Raw genomic sequence first — 14,704 nt, 5'->3', positions numbered from 1 at the left:
TCTCACCCCACTTCAGCTGCCAGAAATGCCTTGGTTCTCGCCTCGCGCGGCGCGCGCAGCACCTCGCCGGCCGGACCGCTCTCCACGATCACGCCCTGGTCCATGTAGACCACGCGGTCGGCGACCTCGCGGGCGAAGCCGAGCTCATGCGTGACGACCAGCATGGTCATGCCGGAGGTCGCGAGCTGCTTCATCACGCCGAGCACCTCGCCGACCAGCTCCGGATCGAGCGCCGAGGTCGGCTCGTCGAACAGCACCAGCCGCGGCGCCATCGCCAGCGCGCGTGCGATCGCGACGCGCTGCTGCTGGCCACCGGACAATTGCGAGGGATAGGAGCCGGCCTTGTCCGCCAGACCGACGCGGCGCAGCAGCGCCATCGCCGCATCCTTGGCTTCGGCTGGCTTGCGCTTCTGCACCTGCACGGGGCCCTCGATGATGTTCTCCAGCGCCGTCATGTGCGGAAACAGGTTGAAGCGCTGGAACACCATGCCGCAGGCGAGCCGCTGCCGCGCGATCTCGCGCTCCGAGAGCCGATGCAGCCGGCCATCCTGCTCGCGGAAACCGAGCAGCTCGCCATCGAGCCAGATGCCGCCGCTGTCGGCCGTGGTGAGCTGGTTGACGCAGCGGAGCAAGGTGGTCTTGCCGGAGCCGGACTGCCCGATCAGGCAGACCACCTCGCCTTCGTAAACATCGAGCGAGACCTGCTTCAGCGCCTGGAACTCGCCAAAGCGCTTGCTGACCTGACGGATCGCGACCAGCGGCCTCATCAGCGGCCCCGCGCAATGCCGCGCGCGAAGCGGCGTTCGAGCAGCATCTGCAGCGGCGTCAGGATCGAGACCACGAGCAGATACCAGAGGCCGGCGACGATCAGCAATTCGATGACACGGGAGTTGGCGTAGTAGATGTTCTCGGCCGAATGCAGCACTTCCGGGTACTGGATCACGCTCGCGAGCGAGGTCGCCTTGACCAGGCCGATGAACTCGTTGCCGAGCGGCGGGATCACCACGCGCATGGCCTGCGGCAGGATGATCCGGCGCAGCGCCTGCAGCCGGCCCATGCCGATCGCCTGCGCCGCCTCGTACTGGCCGATGTCGACCGACAGCAGCCCGGCGCGCATCACTTCCGAGGTGTATGCGCCCTGGTTGATGCCGAGCCCCAGCAGCGCCGCGAGGAACGGCGTCATCACATCGACGGCGCGCGCGCTCCACAGGCCGGGAATGCCGATGGTCGGAAACACCAGCGCGAGGTTGAACCACAGCAGCAGTTGCAGGATCAGCGGCGTGCCGCGGAACAGCCACGTATATCCGGCGGCAACCGAGCGCAGCACCGGATTCGGCGACAGCCGCATGATCGCGACGACCACGCCGAGCGCGATGCCGAGCGCCATCGCCGCCACCGCCATGATCATGGTGTTGACGATGCCGCGCAGGATGACGGGCGCGGTGATGAAGCGCTCGACGAACGACCACTCGATCTGGCCGCGCACGAAGGCGCGGCCGATCGCAAGGAGAATGACGATGATGATCGCCGCCGCGAGCCAGCGACCCCAATGCGCCTGCCGCGCGATTCTGTGCGCGGACAGATCCGGGAAACCTTCGGCCAGTGTCTCGCTGCGGCTCATCGCGGTGCCGTCAGTCGACGGCGACCGGCTCGACCACGCCGGCACGCTCGGTGATGAGCTTGTACTGATCGGGCCGGCGGTGCGCCGCGAAATTGAACATCTTGTCCTTGCCCTGCCGGCACAGATCGAGATCGATGTCGGCGACGAGCACCTCGTCACCGAGCGTCTTGGCCTGCGCGACGATGCAGCCATTGGGATCGACGATGCAGGAGCCGCCGATCAGGCCGCTGCCGTCCTCGTCGCCGGCCTTGGCGACCGCGATCGCCCAGGTCGCGTTCATATAGGCGTTGGCCTGCGCCACCAGCGTGGAGTGGAAGGTGCGCAAGGTTGCATCCTCGGTGTTGCCGCCGTTCGGATCATAGGCCGCGGAATTGTAGCCGACACAGACCAGCTCGACGCCCTGCATGCCGAGCATGCGCCAGGATTCCGGCCAGCGCCGGTCGTTGCAGATCATCATGCCCATGATCGCCCCGCCCCACTCCGCGCCCGCACGCACCGCCGGAAAGCCGAGATCGCCGTAGCCGAAATAGCGCTTCTCGAGCTGCTGGTACTTGGCCCCTTCGCGCGGCTCGACCGAGCCCGGCAGATGCACCTTCCGGTACTTGCTGATGATCTCGCCGTCGGAATCGACCAGGATCGAGCTGTTGAAGCGGCGACCGTCAGGCGTCAGTTCGGCATAGCCGACGTAGAAGCCGACGCCGAGCGTCCGCGCGCGATCGAACAGTGCGGCGACGGAGGCGTTCGGCATGCTGCGCTCGAAATACTGGTCGAGCGCATCGCCCTCCAGGATCCAGCGCGGGAAGAAGGTCGTGAAGGCGAGTTCGGGAAACACCACCAGCTTGGCGCCCTGGGCGGCGGCCTGCTCCAGGAGTTCTATCAGGCGGGACAATGTGTGCGCCCGGCTGTCGGCGCGCTGGGTCGGCCCCATCTGGGCGGCGGCGGCGCGGAAAATACGGCTCAAGACTGCCTCCGATCTGTGCGCCATGCCGAACGATCAGGCGAAGATCGCCTGGAGATGCGCACCGAAAGAAGGGGCCATCTTGGCGAACCCGGCGTGGGATTTGCAATCCGCCTTCGCGGCCGCGCGCTATGATATTTTGGCCGAGACCATAACCGGGGCTTATAGGGCGTTCACATGAACCTGCGACAGCTGGAGATCCTGCGGGCCGTTATCCGCCATCACACCACAGTCGCCGCCGCGGAGGAGCTATCGCTGTCGCAGCCGGCGATCAGCAACGCGCTGAAGGCGATGGAGGCGCAGGCAGGCTTCACGCTGTTCGAGCGCGTCAACAACCGGCTGTTTCCGACGCCGGAGGCGATGACGCTGTATGAGGAGAGCGAGGCGATCTTCACACTGCATGCGCGGCTGGAAAACCGGGTGCGTGATCTGCGCGAGCAGAAGACGGGGCATCTGTCGATCGTCGCGACGCCGCCGCTCGCCTACAGCATCATCCCTCCGACGTTGTCGGGCTTCCTGCGGCGCCGGCCGCAGACGCGGATGTTCTTCGACGTCCGGCGCTACGAGGGCGTCATCGAAGGCGTGCTCGGCAATGTCGCCGAGCTCGGCTTCGCACTCGGCCTGTCGGACCATCCGGGCATCGCGCATGAGGTCGTGCACACCGGCCAGATGGTCTGCGTGATGCCGCCGCAGCATCCGCTGGCCGAGCGCGATGTGATTTCGGCGCGGGACCTCGTGGGCTTCCCGTTGATCGGCCTGGAGCGCGGCACACGCCTCGGCGAAGCGGTACGCGACAGCTTTCGCGAAGCTGATGCCGACTATCAGCCCACCGTCGAGGTCCGCTACTGCAACACGGCCTGCGTGCTCGCCGCGACCGGCGTCGGCATTGCCGTGGTCGATCCCTTCTCGCCGCGCCAGGGCGGGCATGATCTCGTCGTGAGGCCGTTCACGCCAAGCACGACGGTTTCAGCCTACGTGCTGTGGTCGGAGGCGAGGCCGCTGTCGAATTTAGCGAAGACGTTTCGGAATGAGGTGCGGAACGCGAGCCGGAGTCTCAGCGAAAAGGCAAACACAACTGGTCCAGCAACGGCGCCGCCAAATACAGCGCCCTCGCCCCTTGTGGGAGAGGGCATCGCCAGCGTCTCCACAGACTCGGTTGGGTGAGGGGTCTCTTTCCGCAAGCGCGACTTGTCGAAGCAGAGCCCTCACCCGACCGAGCTCGCTGCTCTGCCCAACATGCCCTCTCCCACCCTAGCGAAGCTTCGCTTCGCCGTGGGGGCGAGGGCACATTCACGAACACCGCGCTTGCGGTGATATAAGAGGAGTGGAAATTCTATCGTTGGCTCCAACGCCTCCGCAGCGATCTCACGCCCGCGCCAATTCGATCTCGTGCGTCTGCTTCGTCTCGGCGTCGTACACCTTGATCTGCAGCATCGGGAATCGACGCTTGAGATCGTGCGCGCCGTTATGCGCACCGTCCTTGGTCTTGAACTCGGTCTTGATCTGGCCGTCGACCACGACCGCGTAGCCGGTCAGCGGAAGGTCTTTGCCGAACTTGTCTTGAGCAGGCTTGTTGTGGACAGACTTCTCTTGGGCAGACTTGAGCATTGCGAGCCGACGTCGATTCGTGAGTTGCGGGGGTGCCGAGTGCGCGGGTCTCCGCGCCTCGAACGACACCGATGTAAGGTGAGTCTGTCGCAGCGAGCAAGCGAAGACGCGTTCTTCACAAGCGGTGCGATTACGGTTCAACCTGATGGCGTGACCGCGCACCACGAGCATTCGAGGATGCTTCGTTCCGGCCGCCGGAACGGTAAACGCCGAGGCTTCGCCTTGACCGTGCGTTTACCTCCCTGTCGGCCACGAGATCGTGACTTTGATGCAAGTCAACATTCCCGATCCGAACGCACCGCCTACTGCCGCAACGTCCAAGCGAATCACGTTGCGGTTCCCTGGTTCGGCGTGCCGCCAACGGTTCCTGTGCATGGCCATGGAGAATCAGATGAGCGAAATCGGCGTCACCGCGCTGGACCATACCGTCCAGGAAACCAACATCTGGCTGAAGGCGATCGAGCAGCGGCTGGCGCTGGCCAGCCGGCAGCAGGCCTACAACGCGCTTCGCGCGGTGCTACATGTGCTGCGCGACCGCTTGCCGCTGGCCACCGCCGTCAACTTCGGCGCTCAGCTGCCGATGCTGATCCGAGGCGTCTACTACGAGGGCTGGCATCACGCGGCGACGCCGACCAAGGACCGGCATCTCGAAGAGTTCGTCGACGACATCTTCCGCCAGCTGCCGCCGCAATTCCCGGTCGATCCGCTCAAGGCCGCGCGCGGCATCTTCGAAATTCTGTGGGAGAAGCTCGATCCCGGCGAGTTCGACAAGCTGATGGGCCATCTGCCGGTGCCGCTCAGGAACCTGCGCGAACCCGTGACCTGAGAACTGCCGCGCGCTCAATGCGCGAGCTGCCGGTAGAGCGCCGGCAACGCCGCAGGCAGACGACGAATGTTCCCGACGATCGCATAGCCGCCGCGACCGAACAGCGTTGGAAAACACGACTGCGCCGATGCGTCGATGGTGACGCCGAACACCGCCACGCCGGCGCGGCGCGCCTCCTGTACCGCCTTGCGCGTGTCCTCGATCGCGAACCGTCCCTCGTAATGATCGACGTCGTTCGGCTTGCCGTCGGTCAGCACCAGCAGCAGCCGCTTGCGCTCGGGACGCTCGGCAAGCTCGCCGGCGGCATGGCGCACGGCCGTGCCGATCCGCGTGTAGTAGCCGGGACGGAGCGCACCGATGCGGCGCTCGATTTGCCCGCTCATCTTCTCGCCGAACGCCTTCACGGTCTCCAGTCGGACCCAGGAATTCCGCCGCGAGGTGAAGGTGAGGATGCTGTGGCTGTCACCGCAGGCCGACAGGCCGTGAGCGAGCACCAGCAGCGCCTCCTTCTCGACGTCGAGCACGCGAACGCCGTCGATCCACGCATCCGTCGACAAGGAGACGTCGACCAGCAGGGTCGCCGCAAGATCATGCGCGAGCGGACGCATCGCGAGGTGGACGCGATCGAGACCGCCATGGCCGGCATTGAGATCGCTGCGCGCGCGGACCAGCGCGTCGATATCGAGGTCGTGCCCGTCAGCCTGGGCGCGCATCACCTCCTGGCGCGGCCGCAACGTCTCGAAGCGACGCCGCACGCTGCGAATACGACGGCGCATCGCCTCATCGGGCGCCCACGTCTCGCCTGTCTCGGCCGCGGCGCCGGTGACGACGCGACAATGATCCGGCAGGTAGTCGCCGCTTCGGTAATTCCATTCAGGGTACAGCCGCCCGCTGTCGAGCCGCGCGGTGTCGACCGCCTCGGGCGGCAGATCGAGATCGAACTTCAGCTTGCTCGCGGGACGTCCCTTGCGCCTGGAGATCGCGAGCTCATCGAGATCGTCGGCGGCCTTGCGGGCGTCGTCATCGTCGGTATCGTCAGAGGGACGATCGACATTGACCATCTCCGCCATCGCGAGAATCTTCTCGAAGCGGTTGAGAATGAATGGATCGCGCCTGACGCCATCGTCGCGTTCGCGCCGCGCAAAGCGCTTGCGGGTGTCTTGCGTCTCCGCCTGCTCGGCCGGCGTCGGCGTCTCCTCGTCGTCGCGTTCGGCAGCAACAGCGTCGCGGCTCCAGCAATCGCCCCACAACGGGCACGGCAGCATCGGTCGGTAGCCCGGCGGTGCGCGATGCGGCAGTTCGCCGTCGGCGATGACGGCATTCCACAGCACGCCCTGCGGCGGCACGGCCGCTCCAAGCAGCGCCATGACGATGTGCTCGACCTGCTGCTCCAGACGCGGCAGCGGACGTCGCGGTCGGGTCACGGCCAGGGCACGCGCGAGCTGGACGTAGGATCGGTTCAATCCGGGGAAGCGCGTCAGCACCACCATCGTGGTCTCGCGCGCCCGGCGCAGCGCGAGGAGATCCCGCCGCAACGGATCGCTGTCCGCGATCGGCTCGACCTCCATGGTCGCGAACCACGCCGCGAGCCAGTGATAGAGTTGCGCGTTGAGGGCGCGATCCGGCAGCAGCGCGATGGTGTCCGGGAGAAACACGGTGGCGCCGTCGCGGCCCGCCTGATCGAGGCACTCGTCGCCGAGCCCGATGCGCTGGCGCCAGCCGAGACGATGGCCCGACTTGCGCGCCTTGGCGCCTGCGATCTGCACACCGCTCTCTCCGCCAAGCGCGCGGAACATCACGGCGATACGGCCGCTGACGTCATTCAACGCGACCGCGTGATCGGGATGAACCGAATAGCTCGACGTGGTGCCGACAAGGCGATGCCAGGCACGGCCGACGGTTTCTTCCAGTTCGAGAAAGTCGAGCATGCTTCACCCGATCACGGCCTGCGCGACCTCGCGCAAGGCTGCCTTGACGTCGGCATCGTCGGTCAGCGGCTCGATCATCGCGGCGAGCACGGCTTCGGCGACGGGCGTCCCGGCAGCGACGAGCGTGGCGCAATAGACCAGCAGCCGGGTCGAGACGCCCTCCTCCAGATCGTGGCCCTGCAGCGCCCGCAGCCGATGCGCCAATGCCACCAGCGGCCGCACACGGGCAGGCGTCAGCCCGCTCTCGGCGGCGACGACCGCGATCTCCTGCTCCGCGGGCAGGAAGCCGAACTCGATCGCAATGAAGCGCTGCCGCGTCGACGGCTTCAACGCCTTGTGCAGCGACTGATAGCCCGGATTGTAGGACACCACGAGCATGAAGCCGTCGGGCGCGACCAGCTCCTCGCCGGTGCGCTCCAAGGGCAGCATGCGACGATCGTCGGTGAGAGGATGCAGCACGACCGTGACGTCCTTGCGGGCCTCGACCACCTCGTCGAGATAGCAGATGCCGCCATCGCGCACGGCGCGGGTCAAAGGTCCGTCGGTCCAGACGGTGTCGCCGCCCTTGAGCAGATAGCGGCCGGTGAGATCGGCGGCGGTGAGGTCGTCATGACAGGCGACCGTATGCAGCGGCAGGCCGAGCCGCGCCGCCATATGAGCGACGAAGCGGGTCTTGCCGCAGCCCGTCGGGCCCTTCAGCAGCACCGGCAGCCGATGACGGAACGCATGCTCGAACAGCGCGCATTCATTGGCGGTCGGCGTGTAAAGCGGGAACACAGGAACGGTGTCGATCGCGTGCAGCGCGGCTTTCATGGTCTTTCTCCAATATTGGGGGACTGCAGGCGGCGACCGCGGGGCCGCCGCCTGCCCGCATTCACTCCGCGGGCTGCAGGGCCCCGGAAATTACGGCCTGCTTCGCGCGGCCGGGCACCAGCACGGCCCAGACGAACATCAGCGCCGAGATCGCGACGAACACGCCGGAGCCGAGCCGCACCCAGTAGAACATCGCGAGCTGGTCCTGCACGTCCATGTAGCTCTGGCCGAGCACGCGCTGCAGATGCACCTGAAGAATGCCGGCGAAGGTCAGGGCGAAGGTCATCACCATCATCGCCGTGCACATGATCCAGAAGCTCGCGATCGAGAGCCACTGGTTATAGGGCGCACGCTGGCGCAGCTGCGGCACGGCATAGGCCATCACGGCGAGGTTGAGCATCACATAGGCGCCGAAGAAGGCGAGATGGCCGTGCGCGGCGGTCACCTGGGTGCCATGGGTGTAGTAGTTCACGCTGGACAGCGTGTGCAGGAAGCCCCACACGCCAGCGCCGAGGAACGCCATCACCGAGCAGCCGACCGACCACAGCAGCGCAGCGCGGTTCGGGTGCTTGCGGCCGGCCTTGAGCGTCATCTGCACCGTGAAGATGACCATGGTGAAGAACGGCGCGACTTCCAGCGTCGAGAACAGCGAGCCGATCCACTGCCAATAGCCGGGAGCGCCGATCCAGTAGAAGTGGTGGCCGGTGCCGAGGATGCCGGAGAACAGCGCCAGGCCGATGATGACATACAGCCACTTCTCGACCACCTCGCGATCGATGCCGTTGAGCTTGATCATCAGGAAGGCCAGGATCGAGGCCATGATCAACTCCCAGACGCCCTCGACCCAGAGATGGACAATGTACCACCAATACATCTTGTCGACGGCGAGATTGGCCGGGTTGTAGAACGCGAACAGGAAGAAGATCGCGACGCCCCACAGCCCGAACAGCAGGATGTTGGTCACCGTGGTCTTGCGGCCTTTCAGCGCCGTCATCGTGACGTTGAACAGGAACATCAGGCAGACCACGACGATGCCGACCTTGATGATGAAGGGCTGCTCGAGGAACTCGCGGCCTTCATGGTAGTGGAAGAGATAGCCCACCACGGCGGCGCCTGCGGCTCCGAAGAACATCCAGAACTGGATCTTGGCGAGCAGCGGGCTGTAGAGCTCGGTCTCGGTCTCCTCGGGCAAGAGGAAGTAGGTCGCGCCCATGAAGCCGATCAGCGACCACACGATCAGCGCATTGGTGTGGATCATGCGGACGATGTTGAAGGGCAGCAGGACCGACAGCGTGTTCGGCAGCACGTAGATGGTGCCGGCGAGCAGGCCGAACAGGACCTGGGCGAGGAAGAGCGTCAGCGCGCCGTAGAAATACAGCATCGCGACCTTCTGGGTCTCATATCTCATCGCGGATCTCTCTCGTGGATGAAGGGCGGGATGCAGGGCTCAGCCGGCCTTGTTCGGCGGCCAGTCCTGGCGCTTGATCGTGTCGGTCCATTGCAGGAAATCGGCGAGATCGTTGAGCTCCTGGTCCGTGAGGTTGAACTGCGGCATTTGCCGCCGCCCGGGCGCGCCGGAGGGCAGCGACTGCATCCAGGATTTCAGCATCTCGCGCGCCGCGGCGGGGTCTTCCCGACCGCCCCAGCGGTCCCAGACGTTGCCGACCTCCGGCGCGAAATAGGCACCCTCGCCGAGCAGCGTATGGCAATTGATGCAGGAGTTCCTTTCCCAGACATGCTTGCCGCGCGCCACGCCATCGGAGAGCGTCGACGCCTTGGTCGAGGTCGTGACCATGTAGTAGTGGCTGTGCGCGGTCAGCCCGAGGAAGATCGCGAAGAAGAAGGCCGAACCGCCGTAGAAGACGTTCCGCGCGGCCGACTTGGTCAGGCGTTCCGCCATGACACGTCCTTTCCGGTTGGTGAGGATCAATGGTGTGGAAGCAATCTACTGGCGCTGCCGCGGGGCTCTTTGTCGGGGCGCAACGAGCGCGCAGATCGGCCGTCAGACGAGAGCCCGGATCGCAACCGCAAGCGCGGCAAAGGCGGCGAGACCGGCACCCCAGGTGGTGAGCAGGCCGCGCCACAGCGCAGGCGCACTGCGCAGGCCGAGATAGTCGAGTACGATCACCCTGCCCTTTGCAGCGGCGAGCGAGAGAACCAGCGCATCGACGAGCCATCTGCTCGGCACCAGCAGCGAGGCTGCGAGCGTGGCGAGCGCGAAACTCAGCAATTGCAGCCAAGCCATATCAAGTGGGCTCCGGAACATGCCTCACCCCACCAGATAGAGGATGGGGAACATCACGATCCAGACCAGGTCGACCATGTGCCAGAATGCTGCCCCGGTCTCGATGCCGCTCGACGTGGCGCGATGGCTGACGACGGCGAGGATGACGATGCCAAGCCCAACGTGCAGCAGGTGGAACCCTGTCAGGAGGAAGTAGAGCGTGAAGAAGACCGAGGATTCGAGGCTCGCGCCGGACGCGATCTCGTTGCTGTACTCGGTCAGTTTGATGACGGCGAATGCCGCACCGAGCATCGTGGCCAGTGCAATCCAGCGCCGTGCAATATGCGGCGATTCAGCCCGCGCGGCCGCAGCAGCACGCGCGGCGGCCCAGCCGCTCGTCACCAGCACAATCGTATTCAATGCTGCGAGCGGTCCGTCGAGGACGGCCTGCCCGGACGCGAACACCACTGGATGGATCGCGCGGGTAACGATGAAGGCGCCGAGCAGCAGGCCGAATGCGACGAGCTCGCTCAAGATCAGCACCCACATCATGGGATCGCCGGGCAACCCGCCGAACACACCCCAGCGCTCGTCCTGGTCCGTCTCGCATGTCAGTGCCGACATCTCGCCCTCCGGTTGGATGCCGCGAAGCTAGTCAGGCGAGCCGAGGTCCTCCTTGTCGGTGCACAAACAGCGCGGCACCGGACTGCGCTAGGGATCGGCGACACCGCCAGCAGCAGACCCCAGGAGCAGTTCTATGACCGAAGCACAGCTCGGCCTCGTCACCGCCACGCCGATCATCATCGTGTTCGCAGCCGCGCTGCGGCGGATGGGAGTGCTGTCGACCACCGGCACGGTCTCGGCCATTGCTGCTTCGGTCGCGATCGCAACGGTGCTCTTCGTCACCCAGTAGGCCCACTTGGAACCTTCGGCACACACGGACGTCACCTCGTCCGGAGGTGCCGCATGAACGACAAGCGATTCGCAGAACTGCTGGGCAACGCCGCGATCAGCGTATGGGGCGACATGCCGCGCGATATCCAGGAGGCGCTGTTCGAGACCGCGATGCGCGGCCAGGACGATCTGCGGCTGCAACTGGCGAAGCTCCTGCACGACCGGAATCCGCGCACCCAGCATCCGCCCCGGCCGGTGTGAGACGTCTCATTCAGGGCGATCATCAGACCGGAACTGCGATGCCTCGTCGTAATCCTTGCGGCTGCTGTAGAACACCAGCACCATCAGGCCGACCCCCACAATCAGCGAGAACACCACGCCCAGCGAGAGCGCGATCCAGCCCTCGGTCGGCATCGGATCGCCGGGCAGCGTCAGGCCCTGGTAGGCGAACACGGCGGCGCCGGCGAGAATCACCAGCAATGCGACAACGATCGTGATGGGCCCTGCACGCATGCGATCGCGCTCCTGCGAGCGAGAACAGGAGCCGCCCGTGATCGTTCCTGACGGTGCTTTAGTGACGACGGGCGGCAGTTCCGGAATGCGAGAACGCACGAGCGAGGCGGGTCGCATTGCGGCGCGGAAATCACCGCGCTGCATTCAAACGCAGCACCCTTTGCTCAAGCGCTGCCCCGCGGCTTGGCACCGCCCGCATGGCTGCTCCCGCCGGGGATCGCTAGGCGTCAGGGAACTTAGCTGATAACCATACCGGCCTCTTTATTGGCTACAGAGGACACGACCGGAGATGGATAACCGCAGCGAGATCTGGCGCGGCGTCGACGCGATCAAGACCCGTTTCATCGAGCTCAGCGACCGGGTGTGGAGCATGCCCGAGGTCTGCTACACCGAGGCCCGCTCGTCCGCCGAACACCTCGCCGAGCTGAAGCACCAGGGTTTTCGCATTACCGAAAAGGTGGCGGGCATTCCGACCGCGCTGATGGGCGAATGGGGCGAAGGCGGTCCGGTCATCGCCTTCATGGGCGAGTATGACGCCCTCCCTGGCCTCTCGCAGGAAGCCGGCGTTGCCGAGCACCGTCCGATCGAGACCGGCGGCCACGGCCATGGCTGCGGCCACAATCTGCTCGGCTCGGCGGCGCTGCTTGCCGCCACCGCCGTGAAGGACTGGCTCGCGGCCAACAAGGTGCCGGGCCGGGTGCGCTACTACGGCTGCCCCGCCGAGGAAGGCGGCGCCGCCAAAGCCTTCATGGTGCGCGCGGGCGCGTTCGAGGATGCCGACATCGCCATCACCTGGCATCCCTCGAGCTTCTGGGAGGTGGTGATGACTCCCTCGCTGGCCAACACCCGCGCCGACTTCATCTTCACCGGCCGCACCTCACACGCCGCCGCGTCGCCGCATCTCGGCCGCAGCGCGCTCGACGCCGTCGAGCTGATGAATGTCGGCGTCAACTACATGCGCGAGCACATGCCGAGCGACGCCCGCGTGCATTACGCGCTGCTCGACACCGGCGGCATTGCGCCCAACGTCGTGCAGGCGCATGCGCGCGTGCGCTACTCGATCCGGGCCCGCGACCTGCCGGGCATGAACGAGCTGGTCGGGCGCGTGCACAAGATCGCGCAGGGCGCGGCTTTGATGACCGAGACCAAGGTCGAGATGAAGATCATCTCGGCGGTGTCCAACATCCTGCCGAACACGCCGCTCGAAGAGGCGCTGTACGGCATCATGGAAGAGCTCGGGCCGCCGCATTTCGACGAGACCGACCGCGATTTCGCCGGCCAGATCCAGGCGACCTTGACCGACAAGGATATCGAGTCGGTCTACTACAGCATCGGCATGGAGCCGACCGCCAAGCCCCTCGCCGACTTCCTGGTGCCGCTCAACAGCAAGCGCAATCCACAGATCGGCTCGACCGATGTCGGCGACGTCAGCTGGGTGGTGCCGACGGTGCAGGTGCACGCGCCGACGGTGGCGATCGGCACGCCCTTCCACACCTGGCAGGTGGTCGCACAGGGCAAGACGCCGGCCGCACACAAGGCGATGGTGCAAGCCTCGAAGGCCATGGCCGCTCTCGGCATCAAGGCGCTCAATGAGCCCACGCTCATCGCGGCAGCTAAGGCGGACCTGAAGAAGCGGACGACGCGCACGCCCTATGTCAGCCCGCTGCCTGCCGACGTCGAGCCGCCGCTGACCATGTCGGTCGCCTAGAACGAAAACCGGGGGGAGATCACGATGGCAAAGACAGCGACAAAGCCGGCGGCGAAAGCCGTCCGGCCAGTTCCGAAGCGCGCCACCGCGCGCACTGTGGCCAAGGCCAAACCATCCGCCAAGGCGAAGGCCGCAACGAAGGCAGCGCCCAAGCCGCAGGTGAAGGCCGCCGCGCCCAAGCCGCGGCTGCCGAAGGGACCGCCCTGGCAATGGTCGGCGGTCGAGACGGCGGCGGCGATCCGTTCGGGGGCCGTCTCCTCGCTCGAGGTGACCCAGGCGCACATCGCGCGGATGCATGCCGTCAATCCGAAGCTCAATGCGGTCGTCGTCGATCTCAGCGACGAGGCGCTGAAGGCCGCGCGTGCCGCCGACAAGGCGCGTGATAAGAGCGGCCTGCTGCACGGTGTGCCCGTCACCATCAAGGAGAACGTCGACTACGAGGGCCGGCCGAATCCGAATGGCGTCCCGGCGCAGATGGGCATCATCGCGCCGTCGGACGCGCCGGTCGTGCGCAACCTCAAGAAGGCCGGCGCGATCGTGCTCGGTCTCACCAACACACCGGAATTTTCGTTCCGCGGCTTCACCGACAACCCGCTGCATGGACTGACACTCAATCCCTGGGATCCGGAGATCACCTGCGGCGGCTCGTCGGGCGGCGCTGGCAGCGCCGTCGCCGCCGGCATCGGCACGATCGCGCATGGCAATGACATCGGCGGCTCGCTGCGCTGGCCGGCGCATTGCAACGGCGTGGTCACGATCAAGCCGACGCAGGGGCGGATCCCCGCCTACAACGAGAGCGCCGCCGCGGAGCGGCCGATGCTGGCGCATCTGATGTCGTCGCAAGGGCCGCTGGCGCGCAGCGTCGCTGACGTGCGATTGGCGCTGGAGGTGATGAGCCGGCGCGATCCGCGCGATCCCTGGTGGGTGCCGGCGCCGCTCGAAGGCGACAAGCCGAAGCGCCCCATCAAGGTCGCGCTTGCGAAGCTTCCCGGCGACATGGATGTCGATCCCTCCGTGCCTGCCGCGCTCCGGCAGGCGGCCGATGCGCTGGAACGGTCCGGCTACCGCGTGAGCGAGGTCGAGGTGCCCGACATTTCGGGCGTCTGGCAGACCTGGTGCGACATCATTACCAACGAGGTCGTGGTGCTGCAGGAAGCCAAGATGCTCGCCGTGACCTCGGAGGACTTCCACAAGGCATGGGGCGGCATGAAGACCAAGGCCGCGGAGCTCGACCTCGCCGGCTGGATGAACGCGACGGCGCAGCGCTCGACGCATATCCGCGCCTGGCAGCTGTTTTTCGAGGAATACCCGGTCGTGCTGGCGCCGACGACGGTCAAGCCGACGCCGGGGCCGCGCGAGGACACCGTCAGCCCGGAGCGCGTGCGCGACATCTTCTGGAACGACATCCGCTTCATCTCGGCGATCAACGTCCTCGGCCTGCCCGGCGCCGTCGTGCCGGTCACGGTCCACAACGGCCAGCCGATCGGTGTGCAGCTGATCGCCGGCCGCTATCGCGAAGACCTCGCGCTGGACGCCGCCGCGGCAATCGAGAAGCGTGCGGGCATGCTGGTGCGCCAGCTCTGGGAACGGATGGCTTAGTCCCCGCGACGG

General features: G+C 66.2%; 17 protein-coding genes. 6 read left to right on the top strand and 11 right to left on the bottom strand.

Annotation, left to right across the window (positions count from 1 at the left end):
- Window positions 1-2 precede the first annotated feature (2 nt).
- From ACQR0Z_RS12895 to ACQR0Z_RS12885, 3 genes are read right to left on the bottom strand one after another with little or no spacing between them, the layout of a single operon-like run.
- Complete coding sequence (locus ACQR0Z_RS12895; RefSeq protein ID WP_434919304.1) at window positions 3-770, bottom strand: amino acid ABC transporter ATP-binding protein; 768 nt, start codon at window positions 768-770, stop codon at window positions 3-5.
- Window positions 767-1,621: an amino acid ABC transporter permease gene (locus ACQR0Z_RS12890; protein ID WP_434918866.1), complete on the bottom strand. Its 855-nt coding sequence runs from the start codon at window positions 1,619-1,621 to the stop codon at window positions 767-769. Before ACQR0Z_RS12890 ends, ACQR0Z_RS12895 begins: the two co-directional genes overlap by 4 nt.
- 10 nt (window positions 1,622-1,631) lie before the next feature.
- On the bottom strand, window positions 1,632-2,606 hold the full coding sequence (locus ACQR0Z_RS12885) for an N-carbamoyl-D-amino-acid hydrolase (RefSeq protein ID WP_434918865.1): 975 nt from the start codon (window positions 2,604-2,606) through the stop codon (window positions 1,632-1,634).
- 150 nt (window positions 2,607-2,756) lie between these two features.
- On the opposite strand from ACQR0Z_RS12885, the gene ACQR0Z_RS12880 reads away from it, so the two are divergent.
- Complete coding sequence (locus ACQR0Z_RS12880; RefSeq protein WP_434918864.1) at window positions 2,757-3,743, top strand: LysR family transcriptional regulator; 987 nt, start codon at window positions 2,757-2,759, stop codon at window positions 3,741-3,743.
- Window positions 3,744-3,944: 201 nt separating this feature from the next.
- Here ACQR0Z_RS12880 and ACQR0Z_RS12875 read toward each other — a convergent pair whose 3' ends face one another.
- Window positions 3,945-4,358, bottom strand: coding sequence for a hypothetical protein (locus ACQR0Z_RS12875; RefSeq protein ID WP_434918863.1), 414 nt, complete (start codon window positions 4,356-4,358; stop codon window positions 3,945-3,947).
- Window positions 4,359-4,578: 220 nt separating this feature from the next.
- On the opposite strand from ACQR0Z_RS12875, the gene ACQR0Z_RS12870 reads away from it, so the two are divergent.
- On the top strand, window positions 4,579-5,013 hold the full coding sequence (locus ACQR0Z_RS12870; protein WP_434918862.1) for a DUF2267 domain-containing protein: 435 nt from the start codon (window positions 4,579-4,581) through the stop codon (window positions 5,011-5,013).
- A 14-nt stretch (window positions 5,014-5,027) separates the two neighbouring features.
- Here the strand turns inward: ACQR0Z_RS12870 and ACQR0Z_RS12865 are convergent, their stop codons facing one another.
- The 6 genes from ACQR0Z_RS12865 to ACQR0Z_RS12840 all read right to left on the bottom strand — a co-directional run bounded on the left by ACQR0Z_RS12865 (window position 5,028) and on the right by ACQR0Z_RS12840 (window position 10,602).
- The gene (locus ACQR0Z_RS12865; RefSeq protein WP_434918861.1) at window positions 5,028-6,941 is read right to left on the bottom strand and encodes a nitric oxide reductase activation protein NorD; all 1,914 of its coding nucleotides are present in this window, start codon (window positions 6,939-6,941) and stop codon (window positions 5,028-5,030) included.
- A gap of 3 nt (window positions 6,942-6,944) precedes the next feature.
- Entirely contained in the window at window positions 6,945-7,754 is an 810-nt protein-coding gene (locus ACQR0Z_RS12860; RefSeq protein ID WP_434877074.1) for a CbbQ/NirQ/NorQ/GpvN family protein, read from the bottom strand.
- A 61-nt stretch (window positions 7,755-7,815) separates the two neighbouring features.
- Entirely contained in the window at window positions 7,816-9,162 is a 1,347-nt protein-coding gene (locus ACQR0Z_RS12855; protein ID WP_434877075.1) for a cbb3-type cytochrome c oxidase subunit I, read from the bottom strand.
- A 39-nt stretch (window positions 9,163-9,201) separates the two neighbouring features.
- Complete coding sequence (locus ACQR0Z_RS12850; protein ID WP_434918860.1) at window positions 9,202-9,654, bottom strand: c-type cytochrome; 453 nt, start codon at window positions 9,652-9,654, stop codon at window positions 9,202-9,204.
- 102 nt (window positions 9,655-9,756) lie between these two features.
- On the bottom strand, window positions 9,757-10,020 hold the full coding sequence (locus ACQR0Z_RS12845) for a cytochrome C oxidase subunit IV family protein (RefSeq protein WP_434918859.1): 264 nt from the start codon (window positions 10,018-10,020) through the stop codon (window positions 9,757-9,759).
- Window positions 10,021-10,023: 3 nt separating this feature from the next.
- Window positions 10,024-10,602 carry a cytochrome c oxidase subunit 3 family protein gene (locus tag ACQR0Z_RS12840; RefSeq protein ID WP_434918858.1) on the bottom strand — a complete coding sequence of 193 codons (579 nt, stop codon included), beginning with the start codon at window positions 10,600-10,602 and terminating at the stop codon, window positions 10,024-10,026.
- Between the two features lie 133 nt (window positions 10,603-10,735).
- On the opposite strand from ACQR0Z_RS12840, the gene ACQR0Z_RS12835 reads away from it, so the two are divergent.
- Both ACQR0Z_RS12835 and ACQR0Z_RS12830 read left to right on the top strand, forming a co-directional pair.
- On the top strand, window positions 10,736-10,891 hold the full coding sequence (locus ACQR0Z_RS12835; protein WP_009028352.1) for a hypothetical protein: 156 nt from the start codon (window positions 10,736-10,738) through the stop codon (window positions 10,889-10,891).
- A gap of 53 nt (window positions 10,892-10,944) precedes the next feature.
- Window positions 10,945-11,133 carry a hypothetical protein gene (locus ACQR0Z_RS12830; RefSeq protein WP_434918857.1) on the top strand — a complete coding sequence of 63 codons (189 nt, stop codon included), beginning with the start codon at window positions 10,945-10,947 and terminating at the stop codon, window positions 11,131-11,133.
- Window positions 11,134-11,139: 6 nt separating this feature from the next.
- Here ACQR0Z_RS12830 and ACQR0Z_RS12825 read toward each other — a convergent pair whose 3' ends face one another.
- Complete coding sequence (locus tag ACQR0Z_RS12825) at window positions 11,140-11,385, bottom strand: hypothetical protein (RefSeq protein ID WP_434919303.1); 246 nt, start codon at window positions 11,383-11,385, stop codon at window positions 11,140-11,142.
- A gap of 289 nt (window positions 11,386-11,674) precedes the next feature.
- On the opposite strand from ACQR0Z_RS12825, the gene ACQR0Z_RS12820 reads away from it, so the two are divergent.
- Together ACQR0Z_RS12820 and ACQR0Z_RS12815 are read left to right on the top strand one after the other, a co-directional pair.
- On the top strand, window positions 11,675-13,093 hold the full coding sequence (locus tag ACQR0Z_RS12820; protein WP_434918856.1) for a M20 family metallopeptidase: 1,419 nt from the start codon (window positions 11,675-11,677) through the stop codon (window positions 13,091-13,093).
- Window positions 13,094-13,117: 24 nt separating this feature from the next.
- Complete coding sequence (locus ACQR0Z_RS12815) at window positions 13,118-14,692, top strand: amidase family protein (RefSeq protein ID WP_434918855.1); 1,575 nt, start codon at window positions 13,118-13,120, stop codon at window positions 14,690-14,692.
- The last annotated feature ends 12 nt before the right edge of the window (window positions 14,693-14,704 follow it).

Source organism: Bradyrhizobium sp. HKCCYLS3077 (assembly GCF_051167555.1).
Taxonomy (GTDB): Bacteria; Pseudomonadota; Alphaproteobacteria; order Rhizobiales; family Xanthobacteraceae; genus Bradyrhizobium.
This window is presented reverse-complemented; position numbering and strand designations above follow the sequence as displayed.